This window comes from Rhizobium sp. WSM409 (genome assembly GCF_057653825.1).
In genome coordinates, this window is record NZ_CM172794.1 from 511,807 (window position 1) to 538,019 (window position 26,213).

Genomic DNA, 26,213 nt, shown 5'->3' on the forward strand with positions numbered 1-26,213 from the left:
GATGGCAGGATTCATTCCGCCGGAATTTGTTTCACGTCTGGAATTTGCTTGGCCGCCTTGGCCGAAAGCCTGTCGGTCATCTTTTGCTTGAAGGCGAGGAAAAGGTGGCGGAGCTCCGGTTCGCGCACGCGCGCCGCCGCCTCGTCGAACGAGACCCATTCGATGCGGCGTTCGCCTTTTTCCTTGAAGTTCTTCGCCATGTCGGTGACCTCGAGCGCATAGACCTGCACTTTGCAGATCACTTGCACCCCGTCGCGCAACGCCTTCGAATAAGTGTAGGCGCCGAGCGTCTCCGTTTCGACCGCGCCGCGGACGCCGGCTTCCTCGAAGGCTTCCTGCATCGCGACTTCATGGGCGCATTTGCGCGTCATCGGCCAGCCCTTGGGAATGACCCAGCGGCCGGTATCGCGGCTGGTCATCAACAGCACCTCGACCTCACCGCTCTTCTTCTTTACCCGATAGCAGAGCGCACCGTATTGCTGTCGCGGCGGACGCCGGAACATCAGTTGCACATCGGAAGCCAGTCGGGCGAAAAGAGTCAATGGTCGGGTCACCTTCGCAGTCGTCGTTAGGAATCACTCATATACGTATATCACGGAAAGCTTACGCAATCCAAAAGGCCGCAGGACGATTCGAAACGCGATTTGATCGCCGTTCATAGGGAAATCGAGGCCGGACAGGCTCGGAAAATCCGTCGCATCCTGTCTCGAATGCGTCACATTGCACAGCTGTACAATATGGCGTGATCTTGCCTTTCGTTCAATGCCGAGATCTAGTGATCCACCATGATTTTGTGAATGTCGTCCCCATGCGTCTTCCCCCGCTCAATGCCATCCGCGCCTTCGAGGCCGTCTGCCGTCATGGCAGCATTCTGAAGGCTGCCGAAGAGCTGAATGTGGTGCGCGGCGCCGTGCGCCAGCAGATCGACACGCTGGAGAATCACTTCGGTAGCAAGCTCTTCCTGCGCGACGGCCGCAGACTGGTCCCGACCTTGCAGGCCAGCGCTTTTGCGGCCGCCGCGAGCGCGGCTTTCGACATTCTGCAGCGCGCCGCTTCGGAACTCGAAGGCGCCGTGCCGCGCCGCATCCGGCTCGGCGTACCCTCCGCCTTCGCGGTCTGGTGGCTGATGCCGCGTGCAGCAGACATGCAGGCGAGCCTCGGCGATACCGTCGACATCGTGCCGATGGCCACGGTCGAACCGCTGCAGATGCACCCGGAATTGGACGCCGTGATCATGGGCGGCGAATACCGGCCGGCCGCAGGCATTACCGCCCTGCGATTCATGGCGGATGAGTTCGGTCCGGTCGCAACGCCTTCGCTTGCCGCGACCCTATCGAGCGATCCGGCTGCGATGGGCGCGCTAACGATGCTTATCAGCCGCAGCGTTCCGAGGCTCTGGGACGAATGGTTTGCCGAAAGCGGCACGCCGCCGGTCGTCTTTTCCCGCACCCAGGAATTCGCGGATCTGCTGCTGGCGCTGGGTGCCGCCCGTTCCGGGCTTGGCATCGCACTTGCCCCACGTGCCTCGATCGAGGACGATCTCAAGCGCGGGCATCTGGTCGCGCCCTCCGGCTTCATCTCTCGGCCATCGGGCTACAGCCTCTGCTGCCGCACGCCGGATATGAAACGGCCGGCCTTTGCGGCCTTGTCCGGTTGGTTGCTTCGTTGCGGGACACCAGCCTGAAAGGGCAGATTTTCTGCCCCTTCGCCAGAATTACTTCCATATTCGCAACCCTGTTGGTCCGCTAGAAACAGCACCAACACGCAAATAGGAAAGAGTTGATGGAAAAGAGCGCAACCCGCATCGACTGGATCGGCAACAGCTGCCGGCTGCTCAATGCGACGGCGGCCGAATTCGAGCGGACGCGTCCCTTCGAGGGCCTGTCGATCGGCACCGGCATCCATCTGGAGCCGAAGACGGTGGCGCTGCTGACGACGCTTCGCGCCGGTGGGGCGCGTCTTGTCTGCACCGGCAATCTCAACAGCACCCAGCCTTCAACGGTCGAGTTCTTGCGTACCCAAGGCATCTCGGTCTTCGCGACGCAGACGACCGATCCCGCCGCTCACCATCAGAGCCTCGAAGCGGTGATTGCCGAAAAGCCGAATCTGCTGCTCGACAATGGCGGCGATCTTTTCGCCATCGCGGCGGAAAAACCCTACGCCAATCTCCGCGGCGGCACAGAGGAAACCACCTCGGGCCGCATCCGCCTGCTGCCGCTACGCGCGCGCCTGAACATGCCGATCCTCGTCATCAACGACAGCCCGATCAAGCAGTTCGCCGAAAACAGGCATGCCGTCGGTCAGAGCCTGTTCGAAAGCTACCTGCGCTTCACCAACCGCTCCACCAACGGCAAGCGCGTGACGGTGTTCGGCTACGGCGCCTGCGGCAAGGGCACGGCCGCCTGTTTCCGCAATGCCTTTTCCACCGTCAGCGTCATCGATATCGATCCGGTGACGACGCTCGAAGCTCATCTCGACGGTTTCACCACACCGCTGCGCGACGCGGCGATCCGCTCGGCCGATATCATCGTTACCGTCACGGGTTTTGCCGGCATCGTGACGGCGGCCGACCTGCCGCTCGTCAAGGATGGCGCGATCCTGATGAATGGCGGCCATTTCCCGCATGAGATCGATGTCGAAGCCTTCCGTCGCCACCCCGATGTCATTGGCATCGATCGCTACGAGGCCGACCATATCGAGACCTTCCATCTCAGCGACGGCCGCTCTTTCCATCTGCTCGGTGGCGGCCATATGGCCAATCTCGCCGGCCCGCGGCCGCTCGGCAATACCGTCGAGTCGATGGATCTCGGCTTCACCCTTCAGGCCCGCTGCCTGGAACGCATCGCCAAGGGCGAGGCCGGCCCCCAATCCTGCGTCGTGCCTGTGCCCGCGGATATCGATGCCATGGTGGCGAACGCCTACCTCGATCTGGCGCGTTAATTCCGCGGACGGATTAGATCAGTCGATCTCGACGACGAGCTTCCCGTCCGCCTGCCGGTTTTCGATCAGCCGATGCGCCTCATCTGTATCGGCAAGGGTGAAGCGGCGCGGGTCGAGCTTCGGCATCACCTTGCCGGCTTCGGCAAGCTTCGTCATCTCTCGCATGATCTCACCATGATGGGCGCGTCCTTCGCCGGTCAGCAGCGGCAGCAGCGTGAAGACGCCTGAATAGGTGGCGGCCTTGAAGGAGAGCGGTGCCAGCGCGTGGCTTCCCCAGCCAAGGCAGCTGACGACGTGGCCGAACTGGCTGACGGCTCGGAATGCCGCATCGAGCCCCTGGCCGCCGACGGTATCGTAGACCAGTTCGAAACCCTTGCCGCCGGTGTGTCTTGCGACATAGGTTTCCACCGTTTCCGCGTCACGATCGATCGGCGTTGCGCCAAGGCCGGCGAGATAGTCTGCTTTCGACGCGCCGTCGACCACATAGACCTCGGCTCCGGCAGCCTTGGCGATCTGCGCGACGATATGGCCGACACCGCCGCCGCCAATCACCAGAACCTTCTGGCCGGCCTTGACCCCGGCGCGGTCGACCAGCCCCTCCCAGGCGGTGATCGAGATCAGCGGCAAGGCGGCTGCCTCGCGCATCGACAGATTCTGCGGCTTTGGCGCCAGCAGCGCGGCGTCAACAGCTGCAAATTCGGCAAGCGATCCCTGAATGCCGCCGACCCCGCCGGTCATGCCGTAGACCGCGTCGCCGCGGCGAAAACCGCTGACGCCAGTTCCGACCTCTTCGACAACACCGGCCATATCGATACCGACAATGGCGGGAAGCGGATGGCGGGCATGGGCCGCATTGCCGGCCCGGATCTTGAGGTCGAGCGGATTGACGCCGCTTGCCTTGATGCGCACCAGGACCTGGCCTTCGCCGGGCACCGGTTTTGAAATATCGGCGATGCGCAATGGTGAATTCGGTGCTTCAGCCAACAGCGCTTTCATCGTTGATTGTACAGACATGGAGCTCTCCTTCGTTCGCGGTGCGGCGTCGGTAGGACCACCGCAATTGGCGTGGAAGAAAGATGCTTCATTGAAACTCGAATGAAAATGAAAGATAACGACTGAAGTCCATGCATTTTTGTTTGGCGGATGCGAGCGATGGAATGGAGTGACCTCAGGCTGTTTCTGGCGATCGCGCGGTTCGGCACGCTGGGGGCAGCAGCCCGCAACCGCGGGCTGACGCAGCCGACGATGGGCAGACGGCTGCGTGCGCTTGAAGCCTCTCTCGGCCAGACGCTTTTTCAGCGCACGACCGATGGCTTCGTCCTGACCGACGAAGGCGCAGCCGTGTTCGCCGGCGCCGAACGCATCGAGGAGGAGGCGCTCGCCATGGAGCGGAGCCTTGCCGGCGGCAGCCGTCAGCTCGATGGTTTACTCAGGCTGTCCTCATCCGATTGGTTCGGCGCGCACGTGCTTTCGCCTGTGTTGGCGGAATTCTCGCAAGTTCATCCGAAGGTGGTGGTCGAATTGCTGACTGACAGCCGGCTTCTCAGTCTGTCGCGACGCGAAGCCGACCTCGTCTTTCGCATCCAGCCTTTTACGGAAGCGGAGATCGTATCGCGCAAGCTTATCCATATCGAATACGGCCTTTACATCAGTCGCGGCGCACCGCACCCCGAAGCCGGCGACGGCGCGGGCGCCCGCCTTGTCACCATGGACGAGGCTTTCGGCGAGATGCCGGATGTCGGCTGGCTGCGGCGCCTGTTGCCGCAGGCCGACATCGTCACGCGCAGCAACAGCCGCGACGTGCAGGCTGCGCTCTGCGCCAACGGAGCCGGGCTCGCCGTCCTGCCGCGGCCGCTCGGCGATTCTCTTGCCGCCATCGAACTGGTCGATCTCGGTGAACCGCCACCCGGCCGCGACACCTGGGTCGGCTATCACCGCGACATGAAGCGGTTAGCGCGGCTGCGCGCCCTGCTGGACCTTGTCATCGAGAGGCTGGCGCGCTGAATCGGTGATGCCGTCAGCGCTCCCAATAGGGGACGGGACCATAAAGCTCTGCCAGATAGTCGATGAACAGCCGCACCTTGGCCGGCAGGAACTGCCGGCTGGGATAAACGGCCGACAGCGCGACATTGTGCGAGCTCTCATAGGCCGGCAGCACCTGCACCAGCCGGCCGGCCTTGAGCTCTTCACCGATATCCCAGGTGGAGCGCAGCGCGATCCCGAGCCCGGCGATGACCGCCTCGCGGATCACCTCGCTGGAATTGGTGACGAGCAAGCCTTCCGGCCTGAGACTCAGCGCCCCGTCCGGCCCGTTCAGCCGCCAGGTGTCGTTATTGTGGGCCGGCAGGCAGCGATGGCGTTTCAGCTCGTCGATGTGCTTCGGCTCGCCATGCGACGCAAGGTAATCCGGCGAGGCGCAGAGCAGCCGGCGCACCGGCGCCAGCCTTCGGGCAACGAGGCTCGAATCGGTGAGTTCGGCAATGCGGATCGCCAGATCGAAGCCGCCGCCGACGATGTCGCTGAATTCGTCGGTCAGCACCAGGTTGATCGCAAGCTCCGGATGCGCCTCCATGAAATCCTTCAGATGCGGCGCGATATGCATGCGCCCGAAGGAGGTCGGGGCCGAGATCTTCAGCGTGCCGTGCATCTGCGCCGAGCGGCCGGAAATATAGAATTCTGCCTCTTCGAGCCCGGCGAGAATGCCGAGAACGCGGTCGTAGAAGCCCTGTCCGGCCTCCGTCAGCGAGATCTGCCGTGTCGTGCGTTGCAGAAGCCGGGTGCCGAGCCGGTCCTCCAGCCGCTTGATCCGTTTGGAGACGACGGCCGGCGAAAAGCCGAGCGCCCGCCCGGCGAGCGACATGCTTCCGGTCGAAACGACCTTGGCAAAGATTTCGAGATCACCCAGATTGGTCATACGGTTTTGTGACTTTTTCCCCTTTTGGCATAAGTGCTTAGCATTTGCGCCACTTTCGGGAAAGTGCTAAGCCGGTTTATCGGCGGCAGGGAGGTCGCGGCCGGTTTCGTTGTCATCTTCCCGCTGTCATTCCCCGTCGTCAGGGCCAGGGAGAACGCCATGTCCGACGCCATTTCGTTTCTCGAGCCGCGCGCCGAAGTGCTGGCGCGCCGAGCCCAGATCGTCGCCGATCTGACCGATCTTCTGCCGTCGGAATGCCTGGTGCATGAGGCGCGCGAGCTGGTGCCGTTCGAAACCGACGCCTTCGTGTCCTACCGCCGCCTGCCGCTCGCCGTCGCCCTGCCGCGCACCACGGCCGAGGTTTCGGCGGTCATGCGTTATTGCAATCGCTACGGCATTCCCGTCGTGCCGCGCGGCGCCGGCACCTCGCTCTCCGGCGGAGCCATTCCGCAGGAGGATGCCGTCGTGCTCGGCCTGTCGAAGATGAACAGCATTCTCGAAATCGATCTGCCGAACCGGGTCGCCGTGGTCCAGGCCGGCGTCACCAATCTCAATATTTCCGAATCCGTCTCCGCGGACGGCTTTTTCTATGCGCCTGACCCGAGCTCGCAGCTTGCCTGCACCATCGGCGGCAATATCGGCATGAATTCCGGCGGCGCCCACTGCCTGAAATACGGCGTCACCACCAATAATCTGCTCGGCGTCAGGATGGTGCTGGTTGACGGCACGGTGATCGAGCTTGGCGGTAAGGCGCTGGATGCGGCAGGCTACGACCTGCTCGGCCTCGTCTGCGGTCATGAAGGCCAGCTCGGCATCGTCACCGAGGCAACGGTGCGGCTGATCGCCAAGCCGGAAGGCGCGCGCCCGGTGCTCTTTGGCTTCGAGAGCTCGGAGGAGGCTGGCGCCTGCGTTGCCGATGTCATCGCCGCCGGCATTATCCCGGTCGCGATCGAATTCATGGACAAGCCGGCGATCGAGATCTGCGAGGCCTTCGCCCATGCCGGATATCCCCTCGATGTCGGCGCGCTGCTGATCGTCGAGGTCGAGGGATCGGAAGCGGAAATGGACGCCGCGCTGAAGGACATCGTCGAGATCGCCCGCCGGCATGCTGTCAAGACCGTGCGCGAATGCCAGTCGGCGACTGAGGCAGCATTGATCTGGAAGGGCCGTAAATCCGCCTTCGGCGCCACCGGCCGCATCGCCGACTATATCTGCATGGATGGCACCGTGCCGCTCAGCCAGCTCTCCCACGTGCTGAAGCGGACCGCCGAGATCGTCGATCATTACGGCCTGCGCGTCGCCAACGTCTTCCACGCCGGTGATGGCAATATGCATCCGCTGATCCTCTTCAACGCCAACGATCCCGAAGATGCCGCCCGCGCCGAGGCGGCCGGCAACGATATCCTGAGGCTCTGCGTCGATGCCGGCGGCTGCCTCACCGGCGAACATGGCGTCGGCATCGAGAAGCGTGACCTCATGCGGCACCAATATTCCGAGGTGGATCTCGCCCAGCAAATGGCGGCGCGTGCCGCCTTCGATCCCGGTTGGATTCTCAATCCGTCGAAGGTCTTCCCGCTCGAAGGGCGTCCCGCCGCATGATCGATCTGATGCCGAAGAGCGAGGAAGAGGCGTCGGCGATCGTCCGCGCCCATGCGGAAGCCGGCCGGCCGCTTGATATCTGCGGCGGCAATACCCGCTCGGGTTTCGGCAATGCGGTTGCCGCCGAAGACCGGCTGCGCTCGACCGGCCTTTCCGGCATCGTCGCCTATAATCCCGGCGAAATGGTCATGACCGTCCGATCCGGCACGCCGCTTGCCGAGGTCGAGGCGGCACTTTCGGAGAGCGGCCAGATGCTCGCCTTCGAACCGATGGATCATCGCCCGGTGATGGGCACATCGGGCGAGCCGACCATCGGCGGCGTTTTCGCTGCCAATGTCTCCGGTCCGCGCCGGCTGATCGCGGGTGCCGCCCGCGACAGCCTGCTCGGTGTGCGCTTCGTCAACGGCAGGGGCGAGATCATCAAGGCCGGCGGCCGGGTGATGAAGAATGTCACCGGTCTCGATCTCGTCAAGCTGGTCGCCGGCTCGCATGGCACGCTGGGCTTCCTCACCGAAGTCACCTTCCGTGTGCCGCCGCGCCCGAAGACGGAGCGGACAGTGGTGCTATCAGGTCTCAACGACGCCGAGGCGGCAAACGCCATGGCGGCGGCAATGGCCCTGCCGGTCGAAGTCTCAGGCGCTGCCCACCTGCCACTGACGGTGACGTGGAAATTCCTCGCCGGCAAATTGCCGGAGGGCGAGGCGACCGTTCTGCGCATCGAAGGCTTGGCCGGCTCGGTCGACGCACGCATCGAAAAGCTTGCGGCGGCCATGTCGGCCTTCGCCACGGTCACGCGGCTGGAACAGCCGGAAAGCTCCAGGCTCTGGCAGGACATCCGCGACGTCCTGCCCTATGCCGACGGCACCACGCGGCCGGTCTGGCGCGTCTCGGTCGCCCCCGGCACCGGCCATCAGCTGGTTGCCGCCCTCCGCCTCGAGGCCGGCGTCGACGCCTTCTACGACTGGCAGGGCGGCCTCGTCTGGATGCGCATGGAGGCCGGCCCCGAAGCCGAGCAGGTCCGTCGCTACATCAAGGCGCTCGGCGGCGGCCACGCGACGCTGATCCGTGCATCGGGTGAGGCGAGGGCGGTTACAGCTGCCTTCCAGCCGGAGCCCGAGGCGGTGGCGATGTTGTCGCGCCGGGTGAAGGAGAAATTCGATCCGGCGGGAATCTTCAATCCGGGGAAGATGGGGTGAGGGATAAGATGGGTTTGCGCTTGGGTTACCCCCCTCTGTCCTGCCGGACATCTCCCCCACAAGGGGGGAGATCACGCAGGAGCCGTGACGCTCTCATTTCGACTTATCGCGATGGTAAACCTGAGCGTTGCGAGATGGGAAGCCGTTGCGGCATATCGATCTCCCTCCTGGTGGGGGAGATGTCCGGCAGGACAGAGGGGGGTATCCCAAACAATACGCCCGAGCTTCTCCCAAAGCGGAGGTCCCGCTAGATGCAAACCAATTTCACCCTGACCCAGCTCCTCGACCCTGATGTCGCCGAATCCGAGCAGATTCTGCGCAAATGCGTTCACTGCGGCTTCTGCACCGCCACCTGTCCGACGTATGTGACGCTCGGCAACGAGCTCGACAGCCCGCGCGGCCGCATCTACCTGATCAAGGACATGCTGGAAAACGGCCGGCCCGCCGATGCAGAGGTCGTCACCCATATCGACCGCTGTCTCTCCTGCCTTGCCTGCGTCACCACCTGTCCCTCCGGCGTCGACTACATGCATCTGGTCGATCACGCCCGCGCCCATATCGAAAAGACCTATAAACGCCCGTTCATGAACCGGCTGACGCGCGCCATCCTTGCCGCCGTGTTGCCCTATCCCGGCCGTTTCCGGCTGGCGCTCAATCTCGCCCGTCTCGGCCGGCCCTTCGCCGGCCTGATGCGCGGTGGCGCGCTGAAACCCTTCGCTGCCATGCTGGCGCTTGCGCCGCGGCGGATCCCGGCCGCTTCGGACTTCGCAAAGCCCGGCACATATCGGCCGGAGACGGAACGGCGCGGCCGGGTGGCGATCCTTTCAGGCTGTGCTCAGCCGGTGCTCGATCCCGGCATCAACGCGGCGGCGATCCGGCTGTTGACGCGGCTCGGCGTCGAGGTCGTGCTGCCGGAAGGGGAGGTCTGCTGCGGCTCGCTGGTCCATCACATGGGCCGCGCCGAACAGGCGCTCGAAAGTGCGCGCGCCAATGTCGATATCTGGACGCGCGAGATCGACGGGCAGGGCCTCGATGCGATCATCATCACCGCCTCGGGCTGCGGCACGACGATCAAGGATTACGGCCACATGCTGCGCCTCGATCCCGCCTATGCCGCAAAGGCGGCGAGGGTCTCGGCGCTGGCCAAGGACGTCACCGAATATCTTGCAACCCTCGATCTGCCGGCGCACATGCCGAAGGGCATCACGGTCGCCTATCATTCCGCCTGTTCCATGCAGCACGGCCAGCGCATCACGCTCGCGCCGAAGCAATTATTGAAAGCGGCGGGCTTTACGGTGCGCGATCCGGCCGAAGGCCATCTCTGCTGCGGCTCCGCCGGCACCTACAACATCATGCAGCCGGAGATCTCGGCCGTGCTGAAGGCGCGCAAGGTCAAGAACCTCGAGGCGACCAAGGCCGATATCATCGCCACCGGCAATATCGGCTGCATCACCCAGATTGCCACCGGCACCGGCATGCCGATCCTGCATACGGTCGAGCTTCTCGATTGGGCCTATGGCGGCGCTGTGCCGGAAAAATTAACAGGTTTGCCGTTAGGCTGAGACCTATGACAGCGCCGCGCATCTTTTCGAGAGCCGCAAAGCACGCTGTCTCGGGAGGTTAGGCGATGTGGCGTGGAATGATCGTATTTGCGGGACTGCTCGGTGCGGCAGGCACCGCCCATGCAAATAGCCGTTATTTCTGTTCCGCCGATGACAAGGAAGCGCGCTTCACGGTTGAAAGCGGTTTCGAAAGCGCTGCCGGCCACAAGCTCAACCATTTCCGCGGCGCGCTGATCGTCAAGGATCCGGCCCAAGAGGCCGTGTTCGGAAAACGTGTTTTCGAATCGCAGCACCTGACCAATCATTGGTCGCGTAACGGCGAACTGCTCATGGAAGTCTTCGACGGCGGCGAAGATGACACCGACGGCGCAACGCTGGATCTGGTGGTTGTCGCCGGCGAGCGCGGCAAGCCGGCGGCAAATTTCAGCGGCAGCTATTCCCTGACGATCGAAGGCGGTGAAAAACCCTATGCCGTCGAGGGCAAGGTCAGCTGCGGCACCAAATAGCACCGCAGCTGAAATTTGTTACCAGTGGAACGATACGCCGACGTTGACGGCATTCGTGAAGATGTTGGTCTTCAGGTCCACGCCGCTGTCGATCGGAACGTCGATGCGCGAATAGGTGCCCTTGTATTCGACGAAGGTCGACCAGCGCTCGGTCACCTTGAAGTCGACGCCGGCCTGGGCCTGCAACGTCACGCCGCCGAATTCATAAGCCCAGGTCTTGCCCTCGGGGCGAATCACTTCGACATGCGGAATGTTCACGCCGATGCCGGCGCCGAGATAGGGCGTCCAGCGGCGGGTCGGATCCTGGAAGCGATAGAGACCGTTCACGGTGATCAGGTTCAGGCCGTCGGTGAATTCGAAATGCGACCAGCCGGCCTTGGCGAGCGTATCGTCGTCCGCATAGACCTTGTCATGGGTATAATCGAGCGAGATACCCCAATTCGGCTTGTTGAAGTTCTCGAGCCACCAGGTGACGCGGCCGCCGTAATAAGGCGGGCTGCCGAAGGACTTGCCTTCCCAGCCGGCGGTGAAATGCGTGCCGTCGGAAAGATCGACGCCGCTGTGCGGGGCGGTCTGGTAGCCGCCGTAGATGGAGAACTGCAGGTCTTCCGCCGAGGCGGAAACTGCCGAACAGATGGTCAAAAACGCGATGCCCGCAAGCAGGGAAGCGGAGGACCGCAGCGCATATGTCATTGAATAGCCCCGATATAAATATGTCGACTCTTAGGCAGGTTTGCCAGCTTTTGGCCGCAAAGTCTAAGCAAAACAAAAGGCGCGTCAAAATGCGCCTTTCATTTTTTTCGTAAGTGTTGCTCAGCCGCCGAACATCGTGCGCAGCACGTCGATGCCCCTGTCCTCGAACGCCACCTTGCCCTGCCTGTTGCCGGGGCCGATGACGATCACCTTTGTGCCGACCGGCGCGCGATCGTAGAGATGCGACACATCCTCGTTCATCATCCGGATGCAGCCGGAAGACATGTTGAGGCCGATCGTCCAGGGCTGATTGGTGCCGTGGATGCGGAAGATCGTGTCGCGGCCGCCCTGGTAGAGATACATGGCGCGGGCGCCGAGCGGATTGTCCTCGCCGCCTTCCTGGAAAGCAGGAATCATATGTCCCTTGGCGGCTTCGCGGCGGCGCATCTCGGCCGGCGGCGTCCAGCTCGGCCATTCGGCCTTGCGGCCGATCTTGACGACCCCCGACCAGCCGAAGCCGTCGCGGCCGACGCCGATGCCGTATCGGGTGGCGCGATTGTTGCCTTCGACGAGGTAGAGATATTTGTTGTTGGTATCGATGATGACGGTGCCGGCGGCTTCCGTCGTTGCCAGGCGCACTTTCTTGCGCTTGAACTGCGGCTTCACATATTTCGGCATCTGCGCGACGCGCACGATCTGTGCCGGTGCCCGTGCATTGTCGGGCGCGGAGCCCGCAGGTGCTGCAAAGGCGGATGTAGAAATCAAGGACAGGACAAGTCCGGCAGCAGCCAGACCCGGCATTAGTTTGATCATGATCGATTCCCCTCAAGCAAATCCGCTCGAAGCTACATGAACTTCTGCCTGATTCAAGATCGGTGTGGCCGGATAAAGCATTTTTGGAGAAGGAGAGCCGGATGTTCTTGCGGCTCCCACTGCATAATTTATCCTCAAATCGGACTCGACTTAAGGAAAAATTATGCAGCAATTTAAAGGATTACAGCGCCCTTTGCGGCTCTCGAAAAGACGCGTGGCGCTGTAAGTATTGCGCCGCCTTTACATGACGATGACGCGGGTTCCGACATTGACGCGGTCGTAGAGGTCGACGACGTCTTCGTTGCGCAGGCGGATGCAGCCGGAGGAGACGGCGCTGCCGATCGACCAGGGGGCGTTGGTGCCGTGGATGCGGTAAAGCGTCGAGCCGAGATACATGGCGCGGGCGCCAAGCGGGTTTTCCGCCCCGCCGTCCATGCGCGCCGGCAGGTAATGGCCCTTGGCGGCTTCGCGGCTGATCATCTCGGAAGGCGGCGTCCAATCCGGCCATTCGGTCTTGCGGGTGATTTTGTGGGCGCCGGCCCATTCGAAGCCCGGCTTGCCGACGCCGACGCCGTAGCGCCGCGCCTTGCCGCCTTGCATCACCAGATAGAGGAAGCGGTTGTTGGTATCGATGACGATCGTGCCGGGCTTTTCCGTGGTGTCGTAATCCACCATCTGCGGCAGGTATTGCGGTTCGATCGGACGACGGATCGACGGGATGCCGGGATTGATCGCCGAAACGGTCTGCGGTGACACCTGCGGCGCCCGACGGATGATCCGGCGCTGGAAAAGGCCGCGCTGCTGCGGCTGGACGACCGGTCGCTGATAGACGACGGGACGAACCCTGCCGCCGCCCAGTTGGTTGATCCAGGGTGCGGTCAGATCGGGGCTGAGCACAACGGGCGGGCGGGTGGCGTAGCGGTCGTCTGCAGTGGCGGCCGTGGAGAAAATGCCGAAAAGGGCTGCGGCAAGAACAAGCTGTTTCATCATCGGACGAACTCTCTACAAATGACCGAAAATGGACTGGCGGGACATGTCCGCCCGGGCGGAGATGTCCCACCCGGGAAAGACGCTGCCACCCAATCCGCCAGCGAATGGTAAAGATCGATTCACGAAAAGCCGACCGATCGGATAAACTTTTCGTCAGGGTTACCGTTCGGTTTGGAAAGACGGTTTGCAAATGGTAAAGCCGGAATCATGAGCAGAGAACGAAGCGGATCCCCGCAGAATGAAGGATCATGAGCGCGACAGGCATCATCATCGGCGAGGACGGCAGGAGCCGCTGCCACTGGCACGCCAATCTGCCCGACTATCTCCGCTATCATGACGAGGAATGGGGCCGCCCTGTCACCAATGATATCCGCCTCTTCGAGAAGATCTGCCTCGAAGGCTTCCAGTCGGGCCTTTCCTGGCTGACGATCCTCCGCAAACGCCAGAATTTCCGCGCCGCCTTTTCAGGTTTCGATTTCGACAAGGTCGCCCTTTTCGGCGAAGAGGATGTCGCTCGCTGCCTGGGCGATGCCGGCATCATCCGCCATCGCGGCAAGATCGTCTCGACCATCAACAATGCCAAGCGCGCCATCGAGCTCCGGGGCGAATTCGGCTCGCTCGCCCATTATTTCTGGCGCTACGAGCCCGGCCATAACGAGCGGCCGGCGGTGGTCGACCGCGAGCACATCGTCGCCAATCCGACGACGCCGACATCGGTGGTCATTTCGAAGGATCTGAAGAAACGCGGCTGGACCTTTGTCGGCCCGACCACAGTTTATGCTTTCATGCAGGCGATGGGTCTCGTCAACGATCATCTGGAAGGCTGCTTCTGCCGGCCCGAGGTCGAGGCGATGCGCACTGCTCTGGTTCGCCCATGAAAGATCACGCCGTGAGAACACTGATCGCCGCCGCTGCCCTTTTCCTCCTGACCGTCTCCGCCATGGCGCAGACGCCGCAGCTCGATCCCGGTGAGAAGCTGGAGAAGCTGCAATTCCCGGCCGTCACCATGCAGTTGAAGGGCTGGACGAAGTTCGGCAATGGCCATGTCTATACGCTGCCGGTGCGAGCCGGTCAGCACCTGAAGATCAGCTTTTCGACGAAAAGCAAATTTGCCTTCCTGGCGATTTTCGACCTGTCGAAACCCGATGACGAGGCCTTCTTCGGCACCGACGAGGACGGCATGAGCTTCGAGACGACGATCAAGGAAAACGCCACCTGGCTGGTGCGTCCCTATTATTCCAAGGTCTCGCCGCGCCGCGGCCTCGGCGCTCCCTTCAGCATCCTGATCGAACCATTGGCGGCTGCCCCGCAGCAGCCGAAACCGCCGGCCGAGCCGGAACGCCCCTCGCTGTTCCCAAAGTCCCCGCCCAAGCCGCAATGAGGCGGAGGTAGCGCCCGGCTTAGCCGAGCCGGGCGATCAGGTCGCGCAATTCGCCGAGGTGGTCGATCTTGCGGAAACGCGGCGCCTCTTTCGGCTCGTCCACATGTTCCAGCACCCAGGTCAGTTCGTGTGGCACGAAGACGCCGTAGCTGCCGGCGGCGATCGCCGGCACGATGTCCGATTTCAGCGAATTGCCGACCATCATTGCCCGCTCCGGCCCGTCGCCGACCTTGGCGAAGATGCGGCGATAGGTGACCGCCGTCTTGTCGGAGACGATCTCGACGGCATCGAAGAAGTCGCCGAGCCCCGATTGGGCGAGCTTGCGCTCCTGATCGAAGAGATCGCCCTTGGTGATCATGACAAGCAGGTATTTGCCGGCAAGCGCCTCCAGCGTGTCGCGCACATGCGGCATGGTCTCGACAGGATGAGAGAGGAGCTCGCGGCCGGTATCGAGGATCTTGGCGATCACGCCGGCCGGAATCTTGCCCTCGGTGATCTCGATCGCCGTCTCGATCATCGACAGCGTGAAACCCTTGATGCCGAAGCCGTAATGGCGAAGGTTGCGTTTTTCGGCCTCCAGCAGCCGTTCGGAAATCTTCGGTCCTTCGGCGAAATCGGCAAGAAGCCCGGTGAAATGGGCTTCCGTCAGCCGGTAATATTGTTCGTTCTGCCAGAGTGTATCGTCGGCATCGAAGCCGATCGTGGTCAGTGGTCGCGTCGTCATATGCGCACCTCTTAAAATATGGCCGGCAATCTATCGGCGGCCTGTGTCGAGACAAGGGCATAGCCTCCGCAGAGCCAAGCTACGGCGTTGAAAAGCGCCGACGCCGCACTACATGAAAATCGCCTCACCTTGCAGCCAGCCACGGCTGTGCCTGTCATATGCAGGCCAATAATCAAAAAATGAAGTTCAGTAGTTCGCAAGCCCCTCTTGCGGCAGACACAAAGGAATTTTTCGACCATGCGTTACAATCAACTCGGAAATACCGGACTTTTCGTCTCGGAAATCTGCCTGGGCACGATGACCTTCGGCGAAGCCAAGCAAGGCACTGCCTGGGGCGCCATCGCCGACGTCGACCAGAATGCCGCCGACCGGATCGTCGAGCGCTCGCTTGCATCAGGCGTCAATTTCATCGACACGGCCGACGTCTATTCGACCGGCGAGTCCGAAAGGTTGCTCGGCCAGGCGCTGAAGAACCTCGACATCCAACGCAAGGACGTCGTCATCGCCACCAAGGTCTACGGCGTCATGGGCGACAAGCCGAACGACCGCGGCGCCTCGCGCGGTCACATCATGGACTCGGTCGAGGCGAGCCTCAAGCGGCTGCAGACCGATCATATCGATCTCTATCAGATCCATGCGACCGATACGGTGACGCCGATCGAGGAGACGCTACGCGCTTTCGACGATCTCGCGTCCCGTGGTCTCGTGCGCTACATCGGCGTCTCCAACTGGCAGGCCTGGCGCATTTCCAAGGCACTCGGCCTGTCGGAGCGCCGCGGCTTTGCCCGTTTCGAAACCGTGCAGGCCTATTACTCCATCGCCGGCCGCGATCTCGAACGCGACATCGTGCCGATGATGCAGGAGGAAAAGCTTGGCCTGATGGTCTGGTCCCCGCTCGCCGGCGGTCTGCTCTCCGGCAAGTACGGTCCCGGCGCGCCCGGCAATGGTGAAGGCCGCCGCGCCAGTTTCGATTTCCCGCCCGTCGACAAGGACAAGGCCTGGGCCTGTGTCGCCGTCATGCGCGAAGTCGCCGAAAAGCACGGCGTCAGCGTCGCCACCGTCGCGCTCGCCTATATCCTGGCCAAGCCCTTCGTCACGACAGTCATCATCGGCGCCAAGCGTGTCGATCAGCTCGACCAGAACCTTGCCGCCGTCAAGCTGAAGCTCGATGAAGGGGATATCAAGAAGCTCGACGAGGTGAGCGCGCTTGCGCCCGAATATCCGGGCTGGATGCTGGCGCGACAGGGCGCCGGCCGCCGCCCGGCCGATTTCGAGCCGAAGGACTGACCTCGCCAACATAAGTCTTGGGGAACGCCGGACATCCGGCGTTCCCCTTTTCCTCAACGATCGACTACTTGCCGTGGGCCTTAAGCCAGGCGTTCATCTCGGCGATTTCGGCTTCCTGCGCCCTGATGACGGCTTCGGCGAGTTTGCGGATATCGGGATCTTTTCCGTATTGCAGTTCGATCCTGGCCATATCGATCGCACCCTGATGATGCGGGATCATGCCGCGGACGAAATCCGCATCGGCATCGCCGCTATAGTCGATCATCATATCCTTGTGCATCTTGGCGTTCGCCTCGCTGAAGGCGTGGCTCGCCGCATCGTGGTTGCCCATCGGCTTGCTCATGTCCATCGGCTTGTCTTTGGCAAGGACGGGAGCGGCAATGATGGCGAGCATTGCGGTGAGGGTGATGATTTTCAAAGACATGAGAGTTCCTTCCTCTGTCTGACAATAGGTTTGCCGGGCGGCTGGGCCACCCGATTGGCATGGATAGTCGTCGTGTCAGGACAGTCGGGGAGGGGGCGGCTGCGGCGTCGGCTTGTCGTCGTCCAGGGCGCGGGCAAGCGCCGGGGCGGGATAGCCGAAAATGGACTTTCCGCCATCCATGACCGTCACCGTCGCTGGCAGCAAAAGACAGGCGACGCAAAGCGGCATATGCGCGGAGTTGCCGGTGGCGCAAGGGTCTTTCAACGGATCGGCCGTATCAGCCGCCTCATGCCTATCCATGCCAGCCATCTGATGGTGCATGCCGTTTTCGACGACGACCGGCGCATTCATCGACGCACAGGTCGGGCAGCCGGCCCATGCGGACATGGCGCTGTAGACCAGCCAGCCGAGAAACATCGTGATGAGGGCGAGCATGCGCATGCTGTTTTATAGGCGAATGCTGGATACAAGCCAAGGCAATCGGCGGTCACATCCTGGTCACCAAGCAGCCATGACATTGTGCTCGATCCTATAATCCTTGCTCTCTTCGCCGAGCGGCGCGACCGGCCATGTCCAGGCGGCTTTTGCCGGCGGCGGCAAAACGCCATGCAGCAGGTCGGCCTCTTCATGCGTCTTGCCGTTGCGGTCGATGACGGCATAGGCGATGTCGGTTACCAGGCAGTTGCGGCAGGGAAGCCCCGAAAGCCCGGTCAGGTGCGCCGCGATCAGCCTTTCCACCGTGTCTTCAGGCATTCGCCCCGCCTCGGCCCCATGGCGCCGTTTCACACCGCGGCCGATCTGCGACAACAGGTTGGCGGATACCACCAAATCGAGATAGGGCACAGCACGCAAAAAGCCGAGCGGTTCGGGCTCGCGGCCGGCGGCGAGGTCGTCGTAGCCGGAAAGATCGCGCTCGATCAGTTGGACATTGCGATGGAACTTGGCCGACAGCCACAGGCGCACCGAGGCGAGATGAACGAGATCGACCAGGACGACGGTGTCGAAATCTCGCGCCAGCACTTCGATCGGTACATCGCGCAACAGGCCGGAGCCGAGGACGACGGCGGTCCGCTTCTGTCTGAGATCGGCCGTCGCCGCCAGGATCGCCTTCCGGCTCATCTCCTCATGTTCGGCCCAATCCGCCGCGCAGCGCCCGGCCCGCGACCAGAGATTGACGGAATAGCGGATGAACTTTCGATGCGGCTTGCCGGTCAGCGGCAAGGTTGCGGCATAGAGAAGCGCCTCAGTGATCATGAACATATCCGCATTTCTGATGGATGCCTCTTCGTTCAATCGATTCCGGTCTTGAGATCAAGGCCCTTCGCCCTTGCCGCTCCCCGCCCAATCCGCTAGGAAACCGCCACTGTCACAGTCAGTGGAATCCCCGGAAATGAACGACAAGCAGAAGAAACCGCAAAAGCTCAAGGCCCGCCTGCCGCGCGGCTTCGTCGACCGGACGGCCGGCGATATCCGCGCCGTCAACGAGATGACGGCAAAGATCCGGGAAGTCTATGAGCATTATGGTTTCGATCCGCTCGAAACGCCGCTGTTCGAATATACCGATGCGCTCGGCAAGTTCCTGCCTGACAGCGACCGGCCGAACGAGGGCGTCTTCTCGCTGCAGGACGATGACGAGCAGTGGATGTCGCTGCGTTACGACCTGACCGCGCCGCTCGCCCGTCATGTCGCCGAGAATTTCAACGAAATCCAGCTGCCCTATCGCACCTATCGCGCCGGTTACGTCTTCCGCAACGAGAAGCCTGGCCCCGGCCGCTTCCGCCAGTTCATGCAGTTCGATGCCGATACCGTCGGTGCGCCGGGCGTGCAGGCCGATGCCGAAATGTGCATGATGATGGCCGATACGCTGGAAGCCCTCGGTATCAAGCGCGGCGATTACCTCATTCGCGTCAATAACCGCAAGGTTCTGGATGGCGTGCTCGAAGCGATCGGTCTCGGCGGCGACGACAAGGCCGGCCAGCGGCTCAACGTGCTGCGCGCCATCGACAAGCTCGACAAGTTCGGCCCGGAGGGCGTGGCCCTGCTGCTCGGTCCCGGCCGCAAGGATGAATCCGGCGACTTCACCAAGGGTGCTGGTCTCGACAAGGAGCAGATCGACAAGGTGCTGTTCTTCGTCGGCATCACGGACTATGCCGAAAGCGCTGCCCGCCTCGCCGAGCTGGTTGCGGGAACCGCCAGGGGTGGCGAGGGCGTCGACGAGCTGAATTTCATCGGTGCGCTGGTTACCAGCGCCGGTTATGGCCCTGACCGCATCAAGATCGATCCCTCGGTTGTCCGTGGCCTCGAGTATTATACCGGCCCGGTCTATGAGGCCGAACTGACCTTCGACGTCACCAATGAAAAGGGCGAAAAAGTCGTCTTCGGTTCGGTCGGCGGCGGCGGCCGTTATGATGGCCTCGTCTCCCGCTTCATGGGCCAGCCGGTTCCGGCGACCGGCTTTTCGATCGGCGTCTCCAGGCTGATGACAGCCCTGAAGAACCTCGGCAAGCTCGGCGCCAGTGAGGTCATCGAGCCGGTGCTGGTGACCGTCATGGACGGCGATGTCGAGGCGATGGGCCGCTATCAGAAGATGACGCAGGAACTGCGCGCCGCCGGCATCCGCGCCGAGATGTTCCAGGGCAACTGGAAGAAGTTCGGCAATCAGCTGAAATATGCCGATCGCCGCGGCTGCCCAGTCGCCATCATCCAGGGCGGCGACGAGCGCGCGACAAGCGTCGTGCAGATCAAGGATCTGATCGAAGGCAAGCGGCTCTCCGGCGAGATCGAGGACAATGCCAGCTGGCGCGAAGCGCGCGTGGCGCAGGAGACGGCCCCGGAAGCCGACCTCGTCGCCAAGGTCAGGGAGATCCTTGCTGCGCAGGCCGAGGATCGGAAGCGAGCGGCGAATGTCTGAGGCATTTCCGGCACGCCCGTCGCTTATTATTCGGAGCGCAGCATGCCCCTGATCAATCTCCCCGAATTTGCCAACGACCTCATCGCCGAATTCGACGCGCGCAACGCCGAGCGCATCGATACGCCTGTCATCCAGCCGGCCGAACCTTTCCTTGATATCGCCGGCGAGGATCTGCGCCGCCGCATCTTCATGACGGAGAGCGAAACCGGCGCCAGCCTCTGCCTACGTCCCGAATTCACCATCCCCGTCTGTCTGCGCCACATCGAGACGGCGACCGGCACGCCGAAGCGTTATGCCTATCTCGGCGAGGTTTTCCGCCAGCGCCGCGACGGCGCCAATGAATTCTATCAGGCCGGCATCGAGGATCTTGGCGATATCGACCTGTCAAACGCCGACGCCCGCGCCATCGGCGATGCCACCGGCATTCTCGCCCGCCTGCTGCCGGGCCGCCGCTTAGCCGTGACATTGGGCGACCAGGCAGTGTTCGAGGCTGTCGTCCAGGCGCTCGGCCTGCCGCTCGGCTGGCAGAAGCGCCTGATCCACGCCTTCGGCAATATGACGCAGCTGGAAGCCCTGCTTGCCAGCCTCGTCAGCCCGCAATTCGTCACCGGGCTGGACGACGATATCGCCAGGCTTGTCGCATCAGACGACGAGCAGGCGCTGGTCGCCTATCTCGAGCGGGAGATGCAGAAGACCGGCTATTCGACGAATGCCGGCCGCTCGGCCCTGGAGATCGCCCGAAGGCTCAAGGAAAAGCTCATCCTGTCCGAAACGCGCCTCGACGATGCGGCCTTCCGTGTTTTGGAAGAGTTCCTGTCGCTCGACGTGCCGCTTATCAATGCTTCCGCAGCCCTTTCCGGTTTTGCCGATGCTGCCGGCCTGAAACTCGGCAACGCGCTCGCCCGCTTCAATGGCCGCGTTGCAGCACTTTCCAATGCCGGCGTCGATCTTTCCTGCCTCGACTACCGCGCCGCCTTCGGACGGCCGCTCGACTATTACACCGGCCTCGTCTTCGAGGTGACGGTGGAAGGCTCGACCGCGGTGCTCGCCGGCGGCGGCCGCTTCGACCGGCTCCTGACCTTCCTGGGTGCGACGGACCGTATTCCGGCCGTCGGCTTCTCCTTCTGGCTCGACCGCATCGAAACCGAAAGGGCAGCCGCATGACCATCACCATCGCGCTTCCCTCCAAGGGCCGGATGAAGGAGGACGCTTCGGCGATCTTCGAACGTGCCGGCATGACGATCTCGGCTGTTGGCAACGATCGCTCCTATCGCGGCCGCGTCGAAGGCTGGGACGATGTGGAAATCGCCTTCCTTTCGGCGTCCGAAATCTCCCGCGAAATCGGCAACGGCACGGTCGATTTCGGCGTTACCGGCGAGGATCTGATGCGGGAAGGTTTTGCCGAGGTCGACAAGCGCGTCGAATTCTGCGCCCGCCTCGGCTTCGGCCACGCCGATGTCGTCGTCGCCGTGCCGGAGATCTGGCTCGATGTCGACACCATGGCCGATCTCGTCGACGTCGCGGCCGATTTTCGCGCCCGCCACTCCAGGCGCCTTGCCATCGCCACCAAATACTGGCGGCTGACCCAGCAGTTCTTTTCGAGCCAGCACGGCATCCAGCTTTATCGCATCGTCGAAAGCCTGGGCGCCACCGAGGGCGCTCCCGCCTCCGGCTCGGCCGATATCATCGTCGATATCACCTCCACCGGCTCGACGCTGCGCGCCAACCATCTGAAGGTGCTCCAGGACGGCGTCATCCTGCATTCGCAGGCCTGCCTCGTGCGCGCCCGCAAGGAAAGCCACGCCGGCGAACCCGCTGTGCAGGCGATCATCGATGCGGTGCGTGCCGCCCTCTGATCTCAGTCATGAAGGCAAAAGAAAAACCCGCCGTCGGATGACGGCGGGTTTTGTATGTCCGGGAGGATGTCTGCTGGTGTCAGGCGGTTGCGTAGGCGCCGCGCCGGGCGTCGAGCGAGTAGGCGCCGGCACCGACGGTGGCGAGCAGTATGTACGCGCCGGCCAGCGTGATATTCTTCATGACCATGATCTGGTTGAGAATGTTCACGAGTTCCGTGCCACTCGCGTAGGGCAGGTGGAAGGCAATGCCCGTGAAGACACAGAAGGCGGCGAGCAGCCAGCCGGCAATGCGGACCTGGAAGCCTGTGAGAACCGCAAGGCCGGCCAGCAGTTCGAAAAGGCCTGCGACATAGGCCAGCAGGGTTGCTGCCGGCAGGCCGGCACCGGCGATCATGCCCGCAGTACCGGCAGGATCGGTGAGCTTCATGAAGCCGGAAAGGATGAACATGAAGGAAAGAAGAATACGGGCAATCAGGATGATGACGTTGTTCGACATGGACGTTGTCTCCGTTTCAAGGACTTTGGAGATCTTGGTGCCCCAGCACCGGTTCGACCTCGGATGCCTCTATGTCGCTCTTTTCTTGCGTTGTGGAAAGATAAACGAAAGGGGACACTTCGTTCACTAATATGGAACGATCTCCAAAGCGCGTCGCGTTCGACCGGATTCATGCGACGCGGTTGGATCTTTTGTGGTCATGCGTGTCGTTGGCCCAAAACCGCAGCACACTTTTGGGCGACATGCATTAGCTGCCCCCGCTTGCCTTTGCCAAGCCGGGTCTCTTATGGTCGGCGCCCAACATGGAGACTCCGATGGCAGATCTTTCCGCATTTCCGATCACGACGCGCTGGCCGGCAAAAAATCCCGACATCATCCAGCTCTATTCCCTGCAGACGCCGAATGGGGTGAAGGTCTCGGTCGCCCTCGAAGAGCTCGGCCTCGCCTATGAGCCGCATTATATTTCCTTCGCCGCCAACGATCAGAAGTCGCCGGAATTCGAATCTCTCAACCCGAACGGCCGCATTCCGGCGATCATCGATCCGAACGGTCCGGACGGGAAGCCGATCGGCCTTTTCGAGTCCGGCGCGATCCTGCTTTATCTCGCCGAAAAAACCGGCAAGCTCATCCCTGCTGATGCCGCCGGTCGCTACGAAACCATCCAGTGGGTGTTTTTCCAGATGGCGGGTATCGGCCCGATGTTCGGCCAGTTCGGGCATTTCCATAAATTCGCCGCCGACAAGGTCGCCAACAATTCCTATCCGGTCGAGCGTTATCGCGATGAATCCAAACGGCTGCTCGGCGTGCTCGATGACCGGCTGAAGGGTCGTCAATGGATCATGGGCGATCAATACACGATCGCCGACATCACCACCTTCACCTGGGTTCGCGGCGCCGATATTTTCTATGGCGGCCGCGAGGTGCTCGAATACGCAAAATTCCCCGCCGTCTCGGATTGGCTGGAGCGCTGCATCGCCCGCCCGGCAAGTGCCAGGGGACTCAACATACCGGTCAAGCCGGAGTAACGGACGGATCGCTGCAAAGTAGAAAGGCCGCCCTCGAGGCGGCCTTTTATCTTGATGTCCGGCCTATCGCCGGCTTGTGATCTGCTTTGTGCCTTCCAGCTTGAAGCGCGGAAAGACGAAGACGCCGACCATGCTGCCGCTGTATTTCTGCTCGAGACCGTTGGACTCGCCCATGCAGAACAGCGGCTGGCGCAAGCCGTTCGGCATGATGATCGTCGTCGAAAAACAGAAGGAGGAGCAGAGCGTCGCCGCCTGCTCGAACAGCTCCAATATGTGGCTGCGGTCCTTGGCATCATAGCAGCGGATCAGGCTGAGCAGTCCGCATTCCCGTGCGGCAAGGCCGTGCAGCATCGCGCTCCATTCGCCGAGACGGAGCATGCCGCTCGAAAAATCTCCAGTCCAAGCTTCGGAAACGGAAAACTGCGCCAACATCTCGTGATTTTGATTGGCGTCATCAAACGAGCCGGGTGTCAAAGGTACGGCTGCATTGGCTCTGGCGATCTTAAACAAGGCGTTCCCCCGTTCGGATGCGGCTCCCGCCGCACGCTCGGCAAACACAAAGAAACAGGATCACGCAGCAGCGGGCATGATGCCCGCGCTTCATCCGGCGATGATTGCCACGGCCATCTGGCCTCCGTAACCGGAGCCCTTCGAAGCCGAACGTTCATGCATCGCCTTCCGCGCTCCGGCCTCGTCTATTGGCGAAAAATTATCGCCGGGTGCGCTTTAATTGCAGCGCGGATTTATAGGGGCTTTTGGACAAACGGCAACGGCTTTTTAAGGGGTGTTCGGATCGGCTTCATTCTGGGGGTGCCCGCATCTTCGGCCTATTTCGCCAGAATTGGCATGGGAAGATCATCTTTGCGAGCGTTGCAAACGTTTTCACTCTGCGTCAGGCCGGAAATCGTGCCGCAACTCAATGATCTCTCGCATGTCGGTGGGCTGAGAAAGACGCAGGCAGCGCAAGCCTCGCGCAAGCTTCGTGCCCGGGGCCTGTAAGAGGGAGCCGGGCGGGCGTTCGTCGGCTATGCAAATCACTGTGCCGCACGTCGAATCGCTTTGGGCAAAAGAAAAGGGCGACCCGAGGGCCGCCCTTCCTGTTCCGGATGCCGGAATGGTGGTCAGTGATGGCTTTCGCCTATCACATCATGTCCATTCCGCCAGTTCAGCGCGCTTGACGCGCTGAACCATCTTAGATGATGGGCGGTTTCATGAACGATGCTGTGAAAGGCCGTTGGCCTATCACATCATGTCCATTCCGCCCATTCCGCCCATTCCGCCCGGCATGCCGCCGCCAGCCGATTCTTTCTTCGGCAGTTCGGCAATCATGGCTTCGGTGGTGATCAGCAGCGATGCGACAGAAGCAGCGTTCTGCAGCGCCGTGCGAACGACCTTGAGCGGGTCGACGATACCCATGGCGATCATGTCGCCATATTCGGACGTCTGGGCGTTGTAGCCGTAGTTGTCTTCGTTCTTGTCGAGGACCTTGCCGACAACGATCGAGGCTTCGTCGCCTGCGTTTTCAGCGATCTGACGAACGAGCGACTGCAGGGCGCGGCGAACGATGTTGATGCCGGCTTCCTGGTCGTCGTTTGCACCCTTGACGGTGATCTTCGTGGAGGAGCGGAGCAGAGCGATACCGCCGCCGGGGACGATACCTTCCTGAACGGCAGCGCGGGTCGCGTTGAGCGCGTCGTCGATGCGGTCCTTCTTTTCCTTCACTTCGACTTCCGTCGAGCCGCCGACGCGGATGACGGCAACGCCGCCAGCGAGCTTGGCAAGACGTTCCTGCAGCTTCTCGCGGTCGTAGTCGGAGGTGGTTTCTTCGATCTGGGCCTTGATCTGGGCAACACGGCCTTCGATGTCGGTCTTAGCGCCCGAACCGTCGACGATCGTGGTGTTTTCCTTGGAGATCGAAACCTTCTTGGCACGGCCGAGCATGTCGAGCGTGACGGATTCGAGCTTGATGCCGAGATCTTCGGAGATGACAGTGCCGCCCGTCAGGATGGCGATGTCTTCGAGCATGGCCTTGCGGCGATCGCCGAAGCCAGGTGCCTTGACGGCAGCAATCTTCAGGCCGCCGCGCAGCTTGTTGACGACGAGCGTAGCGAGGGCTTCGCCTTCGACGTCTTCAGCGACGATGAGGAGCGGCTTGCCGGTCTGAACGACGGCTTCGAGAACCGGGAGCATCGACTGCAGGTTCGAGAGCTTCTTCTCGTGAAGGAGAATGAAGACGTCTTCGAGGTCGGCGATCATCTTTTCCGGATTGGTCACGAAGTAGGGGCTGAGGTAGCCGCGGTCGAACTGCATGCCTTCGACGACTTCGAGTTCGGTTTCGGCGGTCTTGGCTTCTTCAACCGTGATGACGCCTTCGTTGCCGACCTTCTGCATGGCTTCAGCAATGTCGAGACCGACCTGCTTGTCGCCATTGGCCGAAATCGTGCCGACCTGTGCAACTTCTTCCGAAGTCGAGATCTTCTTGGCCTTGGCCTGGAGATCCTTCACGACGTCGGCGACAGCGAGGTCGATGCCGCGCTTCAGGTCCATCGGGTTCATGCCGGCTGCAACGGCCTTGTTGCCTTCGCGAACGATCGCCTGGGCAAGAACGGTAGCCGTCGTGGTGCCGTCGCCGGCGATGTCGTTGGTCTTCGAAGCAACTTCGCGGACCATCTGGGCGCCCATGTTTTCGAACTTGTCTTCGAGTTCGATTTCCTTGGCGACGGAAACGCCGTCCTTGGTGATGCGCGGCGCGCCGAAGGACTTGTCGATGATGACGTTACGGCCCTTCGGGCCGAGCGTGACCTTCACTGCATCGGCGAGAATGTCGACGCCGCGCAGCATCTTTTCGCGCGCGGTGCGGCCAAACTTGATTTCTTTAGATGCCATATTCTTAACT

Annotated in this window: 28 protein-coding genes; 15 read left to right on the forward strand and 13 right to left on the reverse strand. The window is 62.1% G+C overall.

Features of this window, described 5'->3' with window-relative positions; genetic code table 11:
* Positions 1-11: 11 nt before the first annotated feature.
* Positions 12-542, reverse strand: a complete 531-nt coding sequence (locus AC25BC_RS02455; protein WP_012756180.1) for an NUDIX hydrolase — start codon at positions 540-542, stop codon at positions 12-14.
* Positions 543-775: 233 nt separating this feature from the next.
* Between AC25BC_RS02455 and AC25BC_RS02460 the strand changes: the two genes are divergently transcribed.
* A complete protein-coding gene (locus AC25BC_RS02460; protein ID WP_113547251.1) occupies positions 776-1,684 on the forward strand; it encodes a LysR substrate-binding domain-containing protein in 909 nt (302 codons plus the stop codon).
* 98 nt (positions 1,685-1,782) lie between these two features.
* The gene (locus tag AC25BC_RS02465) at positions 1,783-2,940 is read left to right on the forward strand and encodes an adenosylhomocysteinase (RefSeq protein WP_113547252.1); all 1,158 of its coding nucleotides are present in this window, start codon (positions 1,783-1,785) and stop codon (positions 2,938-2,940) included.
* A gap of 18 nt (positions 2,941-2,958) precedes the next feature.
* Here the strand turns inward: AC25BC_RS02465 and AC25BC_RS02470 are convergent, their stop codons facing one another.
* On the reverse strand, positions 2,959-3,954 hold the full coding sequence (locus tag AC25BC_RS02470) for a zinc-dependent alcohol dehydrogenase family protein (protein ID WP_113547253.1): 996 nt from the start codon (positions 3,952-3,954) through the stop codon (positions 2,959-2,961).
* A 138-nt stretch (positions 3,955-4,092) separates the two neighbouring features.
* On the opposite strand from AC25BC_RS02470, the gene AC25BC_RS02475 reads away from it, so the two are divergent.
* Positions 4,093-4,944 carry a LysR family transcriptional regulator gene (locus AC25BC_RS02475; RefSeq protein ID WP_113547254.1) on the forward strand — a complete coding sequence of 284 codons (852 nt, stop codon included), beginning with the start codon at positions 4,093-4,095 and terminating at the stop codon, positions 4,942-4,944.
* A gap of 13 nt (positions 4,945-4,957) precedes the next feature.
* Here the strand turns inward: AC25BC_RS02475 and AC25BC_RS02480 are convergent, their stop codons facing one another.
* Complete coding sequence (locus tag AC25BC_RS02480; RefSeq protein WP_012756185.1) at positions 4,958-5,854, reverse strand: LysR family transcriptional regulator; 897 nt, start codon at positions 5,852-5,854, stop codon at positions 4,958-4,960.
* Positions 5,855-6,013: 159 nt separating this feature from the next.
* Here AC25BC_RS02480 and AC25BC_RS02485 point away from each other — a divergent pair, with 159 nt between their 5' ends.
* The 4 genes from AC25BC_RS02485 (at position 6,014) to AC25BC_RS02500 (ending at position 10,717) form a co-directional block, all read left to right on the forward strand.
* A complete protein-coding gene (locus AC25BC_RS02485; protein WP_113547255.1) occupies positions 6,014-7,453 on the forward strand; it encodes an FAD-linked oxidase C-terminal domain-containing protein in 1,440 nt (479 codons plus the stop codon).
* Complete coding sequence (gene glcE, locus AC25BC_RS02490; RefSeq protein ID WP_113547256.1) at positions 7,450-8,649, forward strand: glycolate oxidase subunit GlcE; 1,200 nt, start codon at positions 7,450-7,452, stop codon at positions 8,647-8,649. Before AC25BC_RS02485 ends, glcE begins: the two co-directional genes overlap by 4 nt.
* A gap of 251 nt (positions 8,650-8,900) precedes the next feature.
* Positions 8,901-10,211, forward strand: a complete 1,311-nt coding sequence (glcF, locus tag AC25BC_RS02495; protein WP_017993047.1) for a glycolate oxidase subunit GlcF — start codon at positions 8,901-8,903, stop codon at positions 10,209-10,211.
* Between the two features lie 65 nt (positions 10,212-10,276).
* On the forward strand, positions 10,277-10,717 hold the full coding sequence (locus tag AC25BC_RS02500; protein WP_113547257.1) for a hypothetical protein: 441 nt from the start codon (positions 10,277-10,279) through the stop codon (positions 10,715-10,717).
* A gap of 18 nt (positions 10,718-10,735) precedes the next feature.
* Here the strand turns inward: AC25BC_RS02500 and AC25BC_RS02505 are convergent, their stop codons facing one another.
* The 3 genes from AC25BC_RS02505 to AC25BC_RS02515 all read right to left on the reverse strand — a co-directional run bounded on the left by AC25BC_RS02505 (position 10,736) and on the right by AC25BC_RS02515 (position 13,213).
* Positions 10,736-11,410 carry an outer membrane protein gene (locus AC25BC_RS02505; protein WP_113547258.1) on the reverse strand — a complete coding sequence of 225 codons (675 nt, stop codon included), beginning with the start codon at positions 11,408-11,410 and terminating at the stop codon, positions 10,736-10,738.
* Between the two features lie 120 nt (positions 11,411-11,530).
* Positions 11,531-12,223 (reverse strand): L,D-transpeptidase, encoded by a 693-nt coding sequence (locus AC25BC_RS02510; RefSeq protein ID WP_113547259.1) that lies wholly within the window; start codon positions 12,221-12,223, stop codon positions 11,531-11,533.
* 240 nt (positions 12,224-12,463) lie between these two features.
* The gene (locus tag AC25BC_RS02515) at positions 12,464-13,213 is read right to left on the reverse strand and encodes a L,D-transpeptidase (RefSeq protein ID WP_017993051.1); all 750 of its coding nucleotides are present in this window, start codon (positions 13,211-13,213) and stop codon (positions 12,464-12,466) included.
* Positions 13,214-13,461: 248 nt separating this feature from the next.
* Between AC25BC_RS02515 and AC25BC_RS02520 the strand changes: the two genes are divergently transcribed.
* Both AC25BC_RS02520 and AC25BC_RS02525 read left to right on the forward strand, forming a co-directional pair.
* Positions 13,462-14,091: a DNA-3-methyladenine glycosylase I gene (locus AC25BC_RS02520; protein ID WP_113547260.1), complete on the forward strand. Its 630-nt coding sequence runs from the start codon at positions 13,462-13,464 to the stop codon at positions 14,089-14,091.
* Positions 14,088-14,594 (forward strand): hypothetical protein, encoded by a 507-nt coding sequence (locus AC25BC_RS02525; RefSeq protein WP_128440022.1) that lies wholly within the window; start codon positions 14,088-14,090, stop codon positions 14,592-14,594. Before AC25BC_RS02520 ends, AC25BC_RS02525 begins: the two co-directional genes overlap by 4 nt.
* A gap of 19 nt (positions 14,595-14,613) precedes the next feature.
* Here AC25BC_RS02525 and AC25BC_RS02530 read toward each other — a convergent pair whose 3' ends face one another.
* Positions 14,614-15,318 (reverse strand): HAD family hydrolase, encoded by a 705-nt coding sequence (locus AC25BC_RS02530; protein WP_017993053.1) that lies wholly within the window; start codon positions 15,316-15,318, stop codon positions 14,614-14,616.
* A gap of 237 nt (positions 15,319-15,555) precedes the next feature.
* Here AC25BC_RS02530 and AC25BC_RS02535 point away from each other — a divergent pair, with 237 nt between their 5' ends.
* Entirely contained in the window at positions 15,556-16,605 is a 1,050-nt protein-coding gene (locus AC25BC_RS02535) for an aldo/keto reductase (RefSeq protein WP_128440023.1), read from the forward strand.
* Positions 16,606-16,669: 64 nt separating this feature from the next.
* Here AC25BC_RS02535 and copM read toward each other — a convergent pair whose 3' ends face one another.
* The 3 genes from copM to AC25BC_RS02550 all read right to left on the reverse strand — a co-directional run bounded on the left by copM (position 16,670) and on the right by AC25BC_RS02550 (position 18,289).
* Positions 16,670-17,029, reverse strand: coding sequence for a CopM family metallochaperone (gene copM / locus AC25BC_RS02540; RefSeq protein ID WP_012756197.1), 360 nt, complete (start codon positions 17,027-17,029; stop codon positions 16,670-16,672).
* A 75-nt stretch (positions 17,030-17,104) separates the two neighbouring features.
* Positions 17,105-17,470: a hypothetical protein gene (locus tag AC25BC_RS02545; RefSeq protein WP_012756198.1), complete on the reverse strand. Its 366-nt coding sequence runs from the start codon at positions 17,468-17,470 to the stop codon at positions 17,105-17,107.
* Positions 17,471-17,527: 57 nt separating this feature from the next.
* Positions 17,528-18,289, reverse strand: a complete 762-nt coding sequence (locus AC25BC_RS02550; protein ID WP_171815672.1) for a hypothetical protein — start codon at positions 18,287-18,289, stop codon at positions 17,528-17,530.
* 130 nt (positions 18,290-18,419) lie between these two features.
* On the opposite strand from AC25BC_RS02550, the gene hisS reads away from it, so the two are divergent.
* The 3 genes from hisS to hisG are packed head-to-tail and all read left to right on the forward strand — an operon-like array spanning position 18,420 to position 21,796.
* Entirely contained in the window at positions 18,420-19,940 is a 1,521-nt protein-coding gene (hisS, locus tag AC25BC_RS02555) for a histidine--tRNA ligase (RefSeq protein ID WP_113547262.1), read from the forward strand.
* 42 nt (positions 19,941-19,982) lie between these two features.
* Positions 19,983-21,104: an ATP phosphoribosyltransferase regulatory subunit gene (locus tag AC25BC_RS02560; RefSeq protein WP_012756201.1), complete on the forward strand. Its 1,122-nt coding sequence runs from the start codon at positions 19,983-19,985 to the stop codon at positions 21,102-21,104.
* A complete protein-coding gene (gene hisG / locus AC25BC_RS02565; RefSeq protein WP_012756202.1) occupies positions 21,101-21,796 on the forward strand; it encodes an ATP phosphoribosyltransferase in 696 nt (231 codons plus the stop codon). Before AC25BC_RS02560 ends, hisG begins: the two co-directional genes overlap by 4 nt.
* 79 nt (positions 21,797-21,875) lie before the next feature.
* Here hisG and AC25BC_RS02570 read toward each other — a convergent pair whose 3' ends face one another.
* Positions 21,876-22,292 (reverse strand): DoxX family protein, encoded by a 417-nt coding sequence (locus AC25BC_RS02570; protein ID WP_017993060.1) that lies wholly within the window; start codon positions 22,290-22,292, stop codon positions 21,876-21,878.
* Positions 22,293-22,606: 314 nt separating this feature from the next.
* Between AC25BC_RS02570 and AC25BC_RS02575 the strand changes: the two genes are divergently transcribed.
* Entirely contained in the window at positions 22,607-23,317 is a 711-nt protein-coding gene (locus AC25BC_RS02575) for a glutathione binding-like protein (protein WP_012756204.1), read from the forward strand.
* A 63-nt stretch (positions 23,318-23,380) separates the two neighbouring features.
* Here AC25BC_RS02575 and AC25BC_RS02580 read toward each other — a convergent pair whose 3' ends face one another.
* Positions 23,381-23,827, reverse strand: a complete 447-nt coding sequence (locus AC25BC_RS02580) for a hypothetical protein (protein ID WP_012756205.1) — start codon at positions 23,825-23,827, stop codon at positions 23,381-23,383.
* Between the two features lie 156 nt (positions 23,828-23,983).
* Here AC25BC_RS02580 and AC25BC_RS02585 point away from each other — a divergent pair, with 156 nt between their 5' ends.
* Entirely contained in the window at positions 23,984-24,316 is a 333-nt protein-coding gene (locus tag AC25BC_RS02585; RefSeq protein WP_164903044.1) for a hypothetical protein, read from the forward strand.
* Between the two features lie 243 nt (positions 24,317-24,559).
* Here AC25BC_RS02585 and groL read toward each other — a convergent pair whose 3' ends face one another.
* Positions 24,560-26,203, reverse strand: coding sequence for a chaperonin GroEL (groL, locus tag AC25BC_RS02590; protein WP_012756206.1), 1,644 nt, complete (start codon positions 26,201-26,203; stop codon positions 24,560-24,562).
* Positions 26,204-26,213 lie beyond the last annotated feature (10 nt).

Bases quoted from the DNA above. Each gene is read 5' to 3' on its own strand.
- AC25BC_RS02525 (WP_128440022.1), top strand. From the start codon at position 14,088: ATGAAAGATCACGCCGTGAGAACACTGATCGCCGCCGCTGCCCTTTTC.
- hisS (WP_113547262.1), top strand. From the start codon at position 18,420: ATGAACGACAAGCAGAAGAAACCGCAAAAGCTCAAGGCCCGCCTGCCG.
- AC25BC_RS02465 (WP_113547252.1), top strand. From the start codon at position 1,783: ATGGAAAAGAGCGCAACCCGCATCGACTGGATCGGCAACAGCTGCCGG.
- AC25BC_RS02560 (WP_012756201.1), top strand. From the start codon at position 19,983: ATGCCCCTGATCAATCTCCCCGAATTTGCCAACGACCTCATCGCCGAA.
- hisG (WP_012756202.1), top strand. From the start codon at position 21,101: ATGACCATCACCATCGCGCTTCCCTCCAAGGGCCGGATGAAGGAGGAC.
- AC25BC_RS02530 (WP_017993053.1), bottom strand. From the start codon at position 15,318: ATGACGACGCGACCACTGACCACGATCGGCTTCGATGCCGACGATACA.
- glcE (WP_113547256.1), top strand. From the start codon at position 7,450: ATGATCGATCTGATGCCGAAGAGCGAGGAAGAGGCGTCGGCGATCGTC.
- AC25BC_RS02510 (WP_113547259.1), bottom strand. From the start codon at position 12,223: ATGATCAAACTAATGCCGGGTCTGGCTGCTGCCGGACTTGTCCTGTCC.
- AC25BC_RS02505 (WP_113547258.1), bottom strand. From the start codon at position 11,410: ATGACATATGCGCTGCGGTCCTCCGCTTCCCTGCTTGCGGGCATCGCG.
- AC25BC_RS02515 (WP_017993051.1), bottom strand. From the start codon at position 13,213: ATGATGAAACAGCTTGTTCTTGCCGCAGCCCTTTTCGGCATTTTCTCC.
- AC25BC_RS02500 (WP_113547257.1), top strand. From the start codon at position 10,277: ATGTGGCGTGGAATGATCGTATTTGCGGGACTGCTCGGTGCGGCAGGC.
- AC25BC_RS02535 (WP_128440023.1), top strand. From the start codon at position 15,556: ATGCGTTACAATCAACTCGGAAATACCGGACTTTTCGTCTCGGAAATC.
- glcF (WP_017993047.1), top strand. From the start codon at position 8,901: ATGCAAACCAATTTCACCCTGACCCAGCTCCTCGACCCTGATGTCGCC.
- AC25BC_RS02545 (WP_012756198.1), bottom strand. From the start codon at position 17,470: ATGCGCATGCTCGCCCTCATCACGATGTTTCTCGGCTGGCTGGTCTAC.
- AC25BC_RS02585 (WP_164903044.1), top strand. From the start codon at position 23,984: ATGCATCGCCTTCCGCGCTCCGGCCTCGTCTATTGGCGAAAAATTATC.
- AC25BC_RS02475 (WP_113547254.1), top strand. From the start codon at position 4,093: ATGGAATGGAGTGACCTCAGGCTGTTTCTGGCGATCGCGCGGTTCGGC.
- AC25BC_RS02480 (WP_012756185.1), bottom strand. From the start codon at position 5,854: ATGACCAATCTGGGTGATCTCGAAATCTTTGCCAAGGTCGTTTCGACC.
- copM (WP_012756197.1), bottom strand. From the start codon at position 17,029: ATGTCTTTGAAAATCATCACCCTCACCGCAATGCTCGCCATCATTGCC.
- AC25BC_RS02550 (WP_171815672.1), bottom strand. From the start codon at position 18,289: ATGTTCATGATCACTGAGGCGCTTCTCTATGCCGCAACCTTGCCGCTG.
- AC25BC_RS02575 (WP_012756204.1), top strand. From the start codon at position 22,607: ATGGCAGATCTTTCCGCATTTCCGATCACGACGCGCTGGCCGGCAAAA.
- AC25BC_RS02470 (WP_113547253.1), bottom strand. From the start codon at position 3,954: ATGTCTGTACAATCAACGATGAAAGCGCTGTTGGCTGAAGCACCGAAT.
- AC25BC_RS02485 (WP_113547255.1), top strand. From the start codon at position 6,014: ATGTCCGACGCCATTTCGTTTCTCGAGCCGCGCGCCGAAGTGCTGGCG.
- AC25BC_RS02520 (WP_113547260.1), top strand. From the start codon at position 13,462: ATGAGCGCGACAGGCATCATCATCGGCGAGGACGGCAGGAGCCGCTGC.
- AC25BC_RS02570 (WP_017993060.1), bottom strand. From the start codon at position 22,292: ATGTCGAACAACGTCATCATCCTGATTGCCCGTATTCTTCTTTCCTTC.
- groL (WP_012756206.1), bottom strand. From the start codon at position 26,203: ATGGCATCTAAAGAAATCAAGTTTGGCCGCACCGCGCGCGAAAAGATG.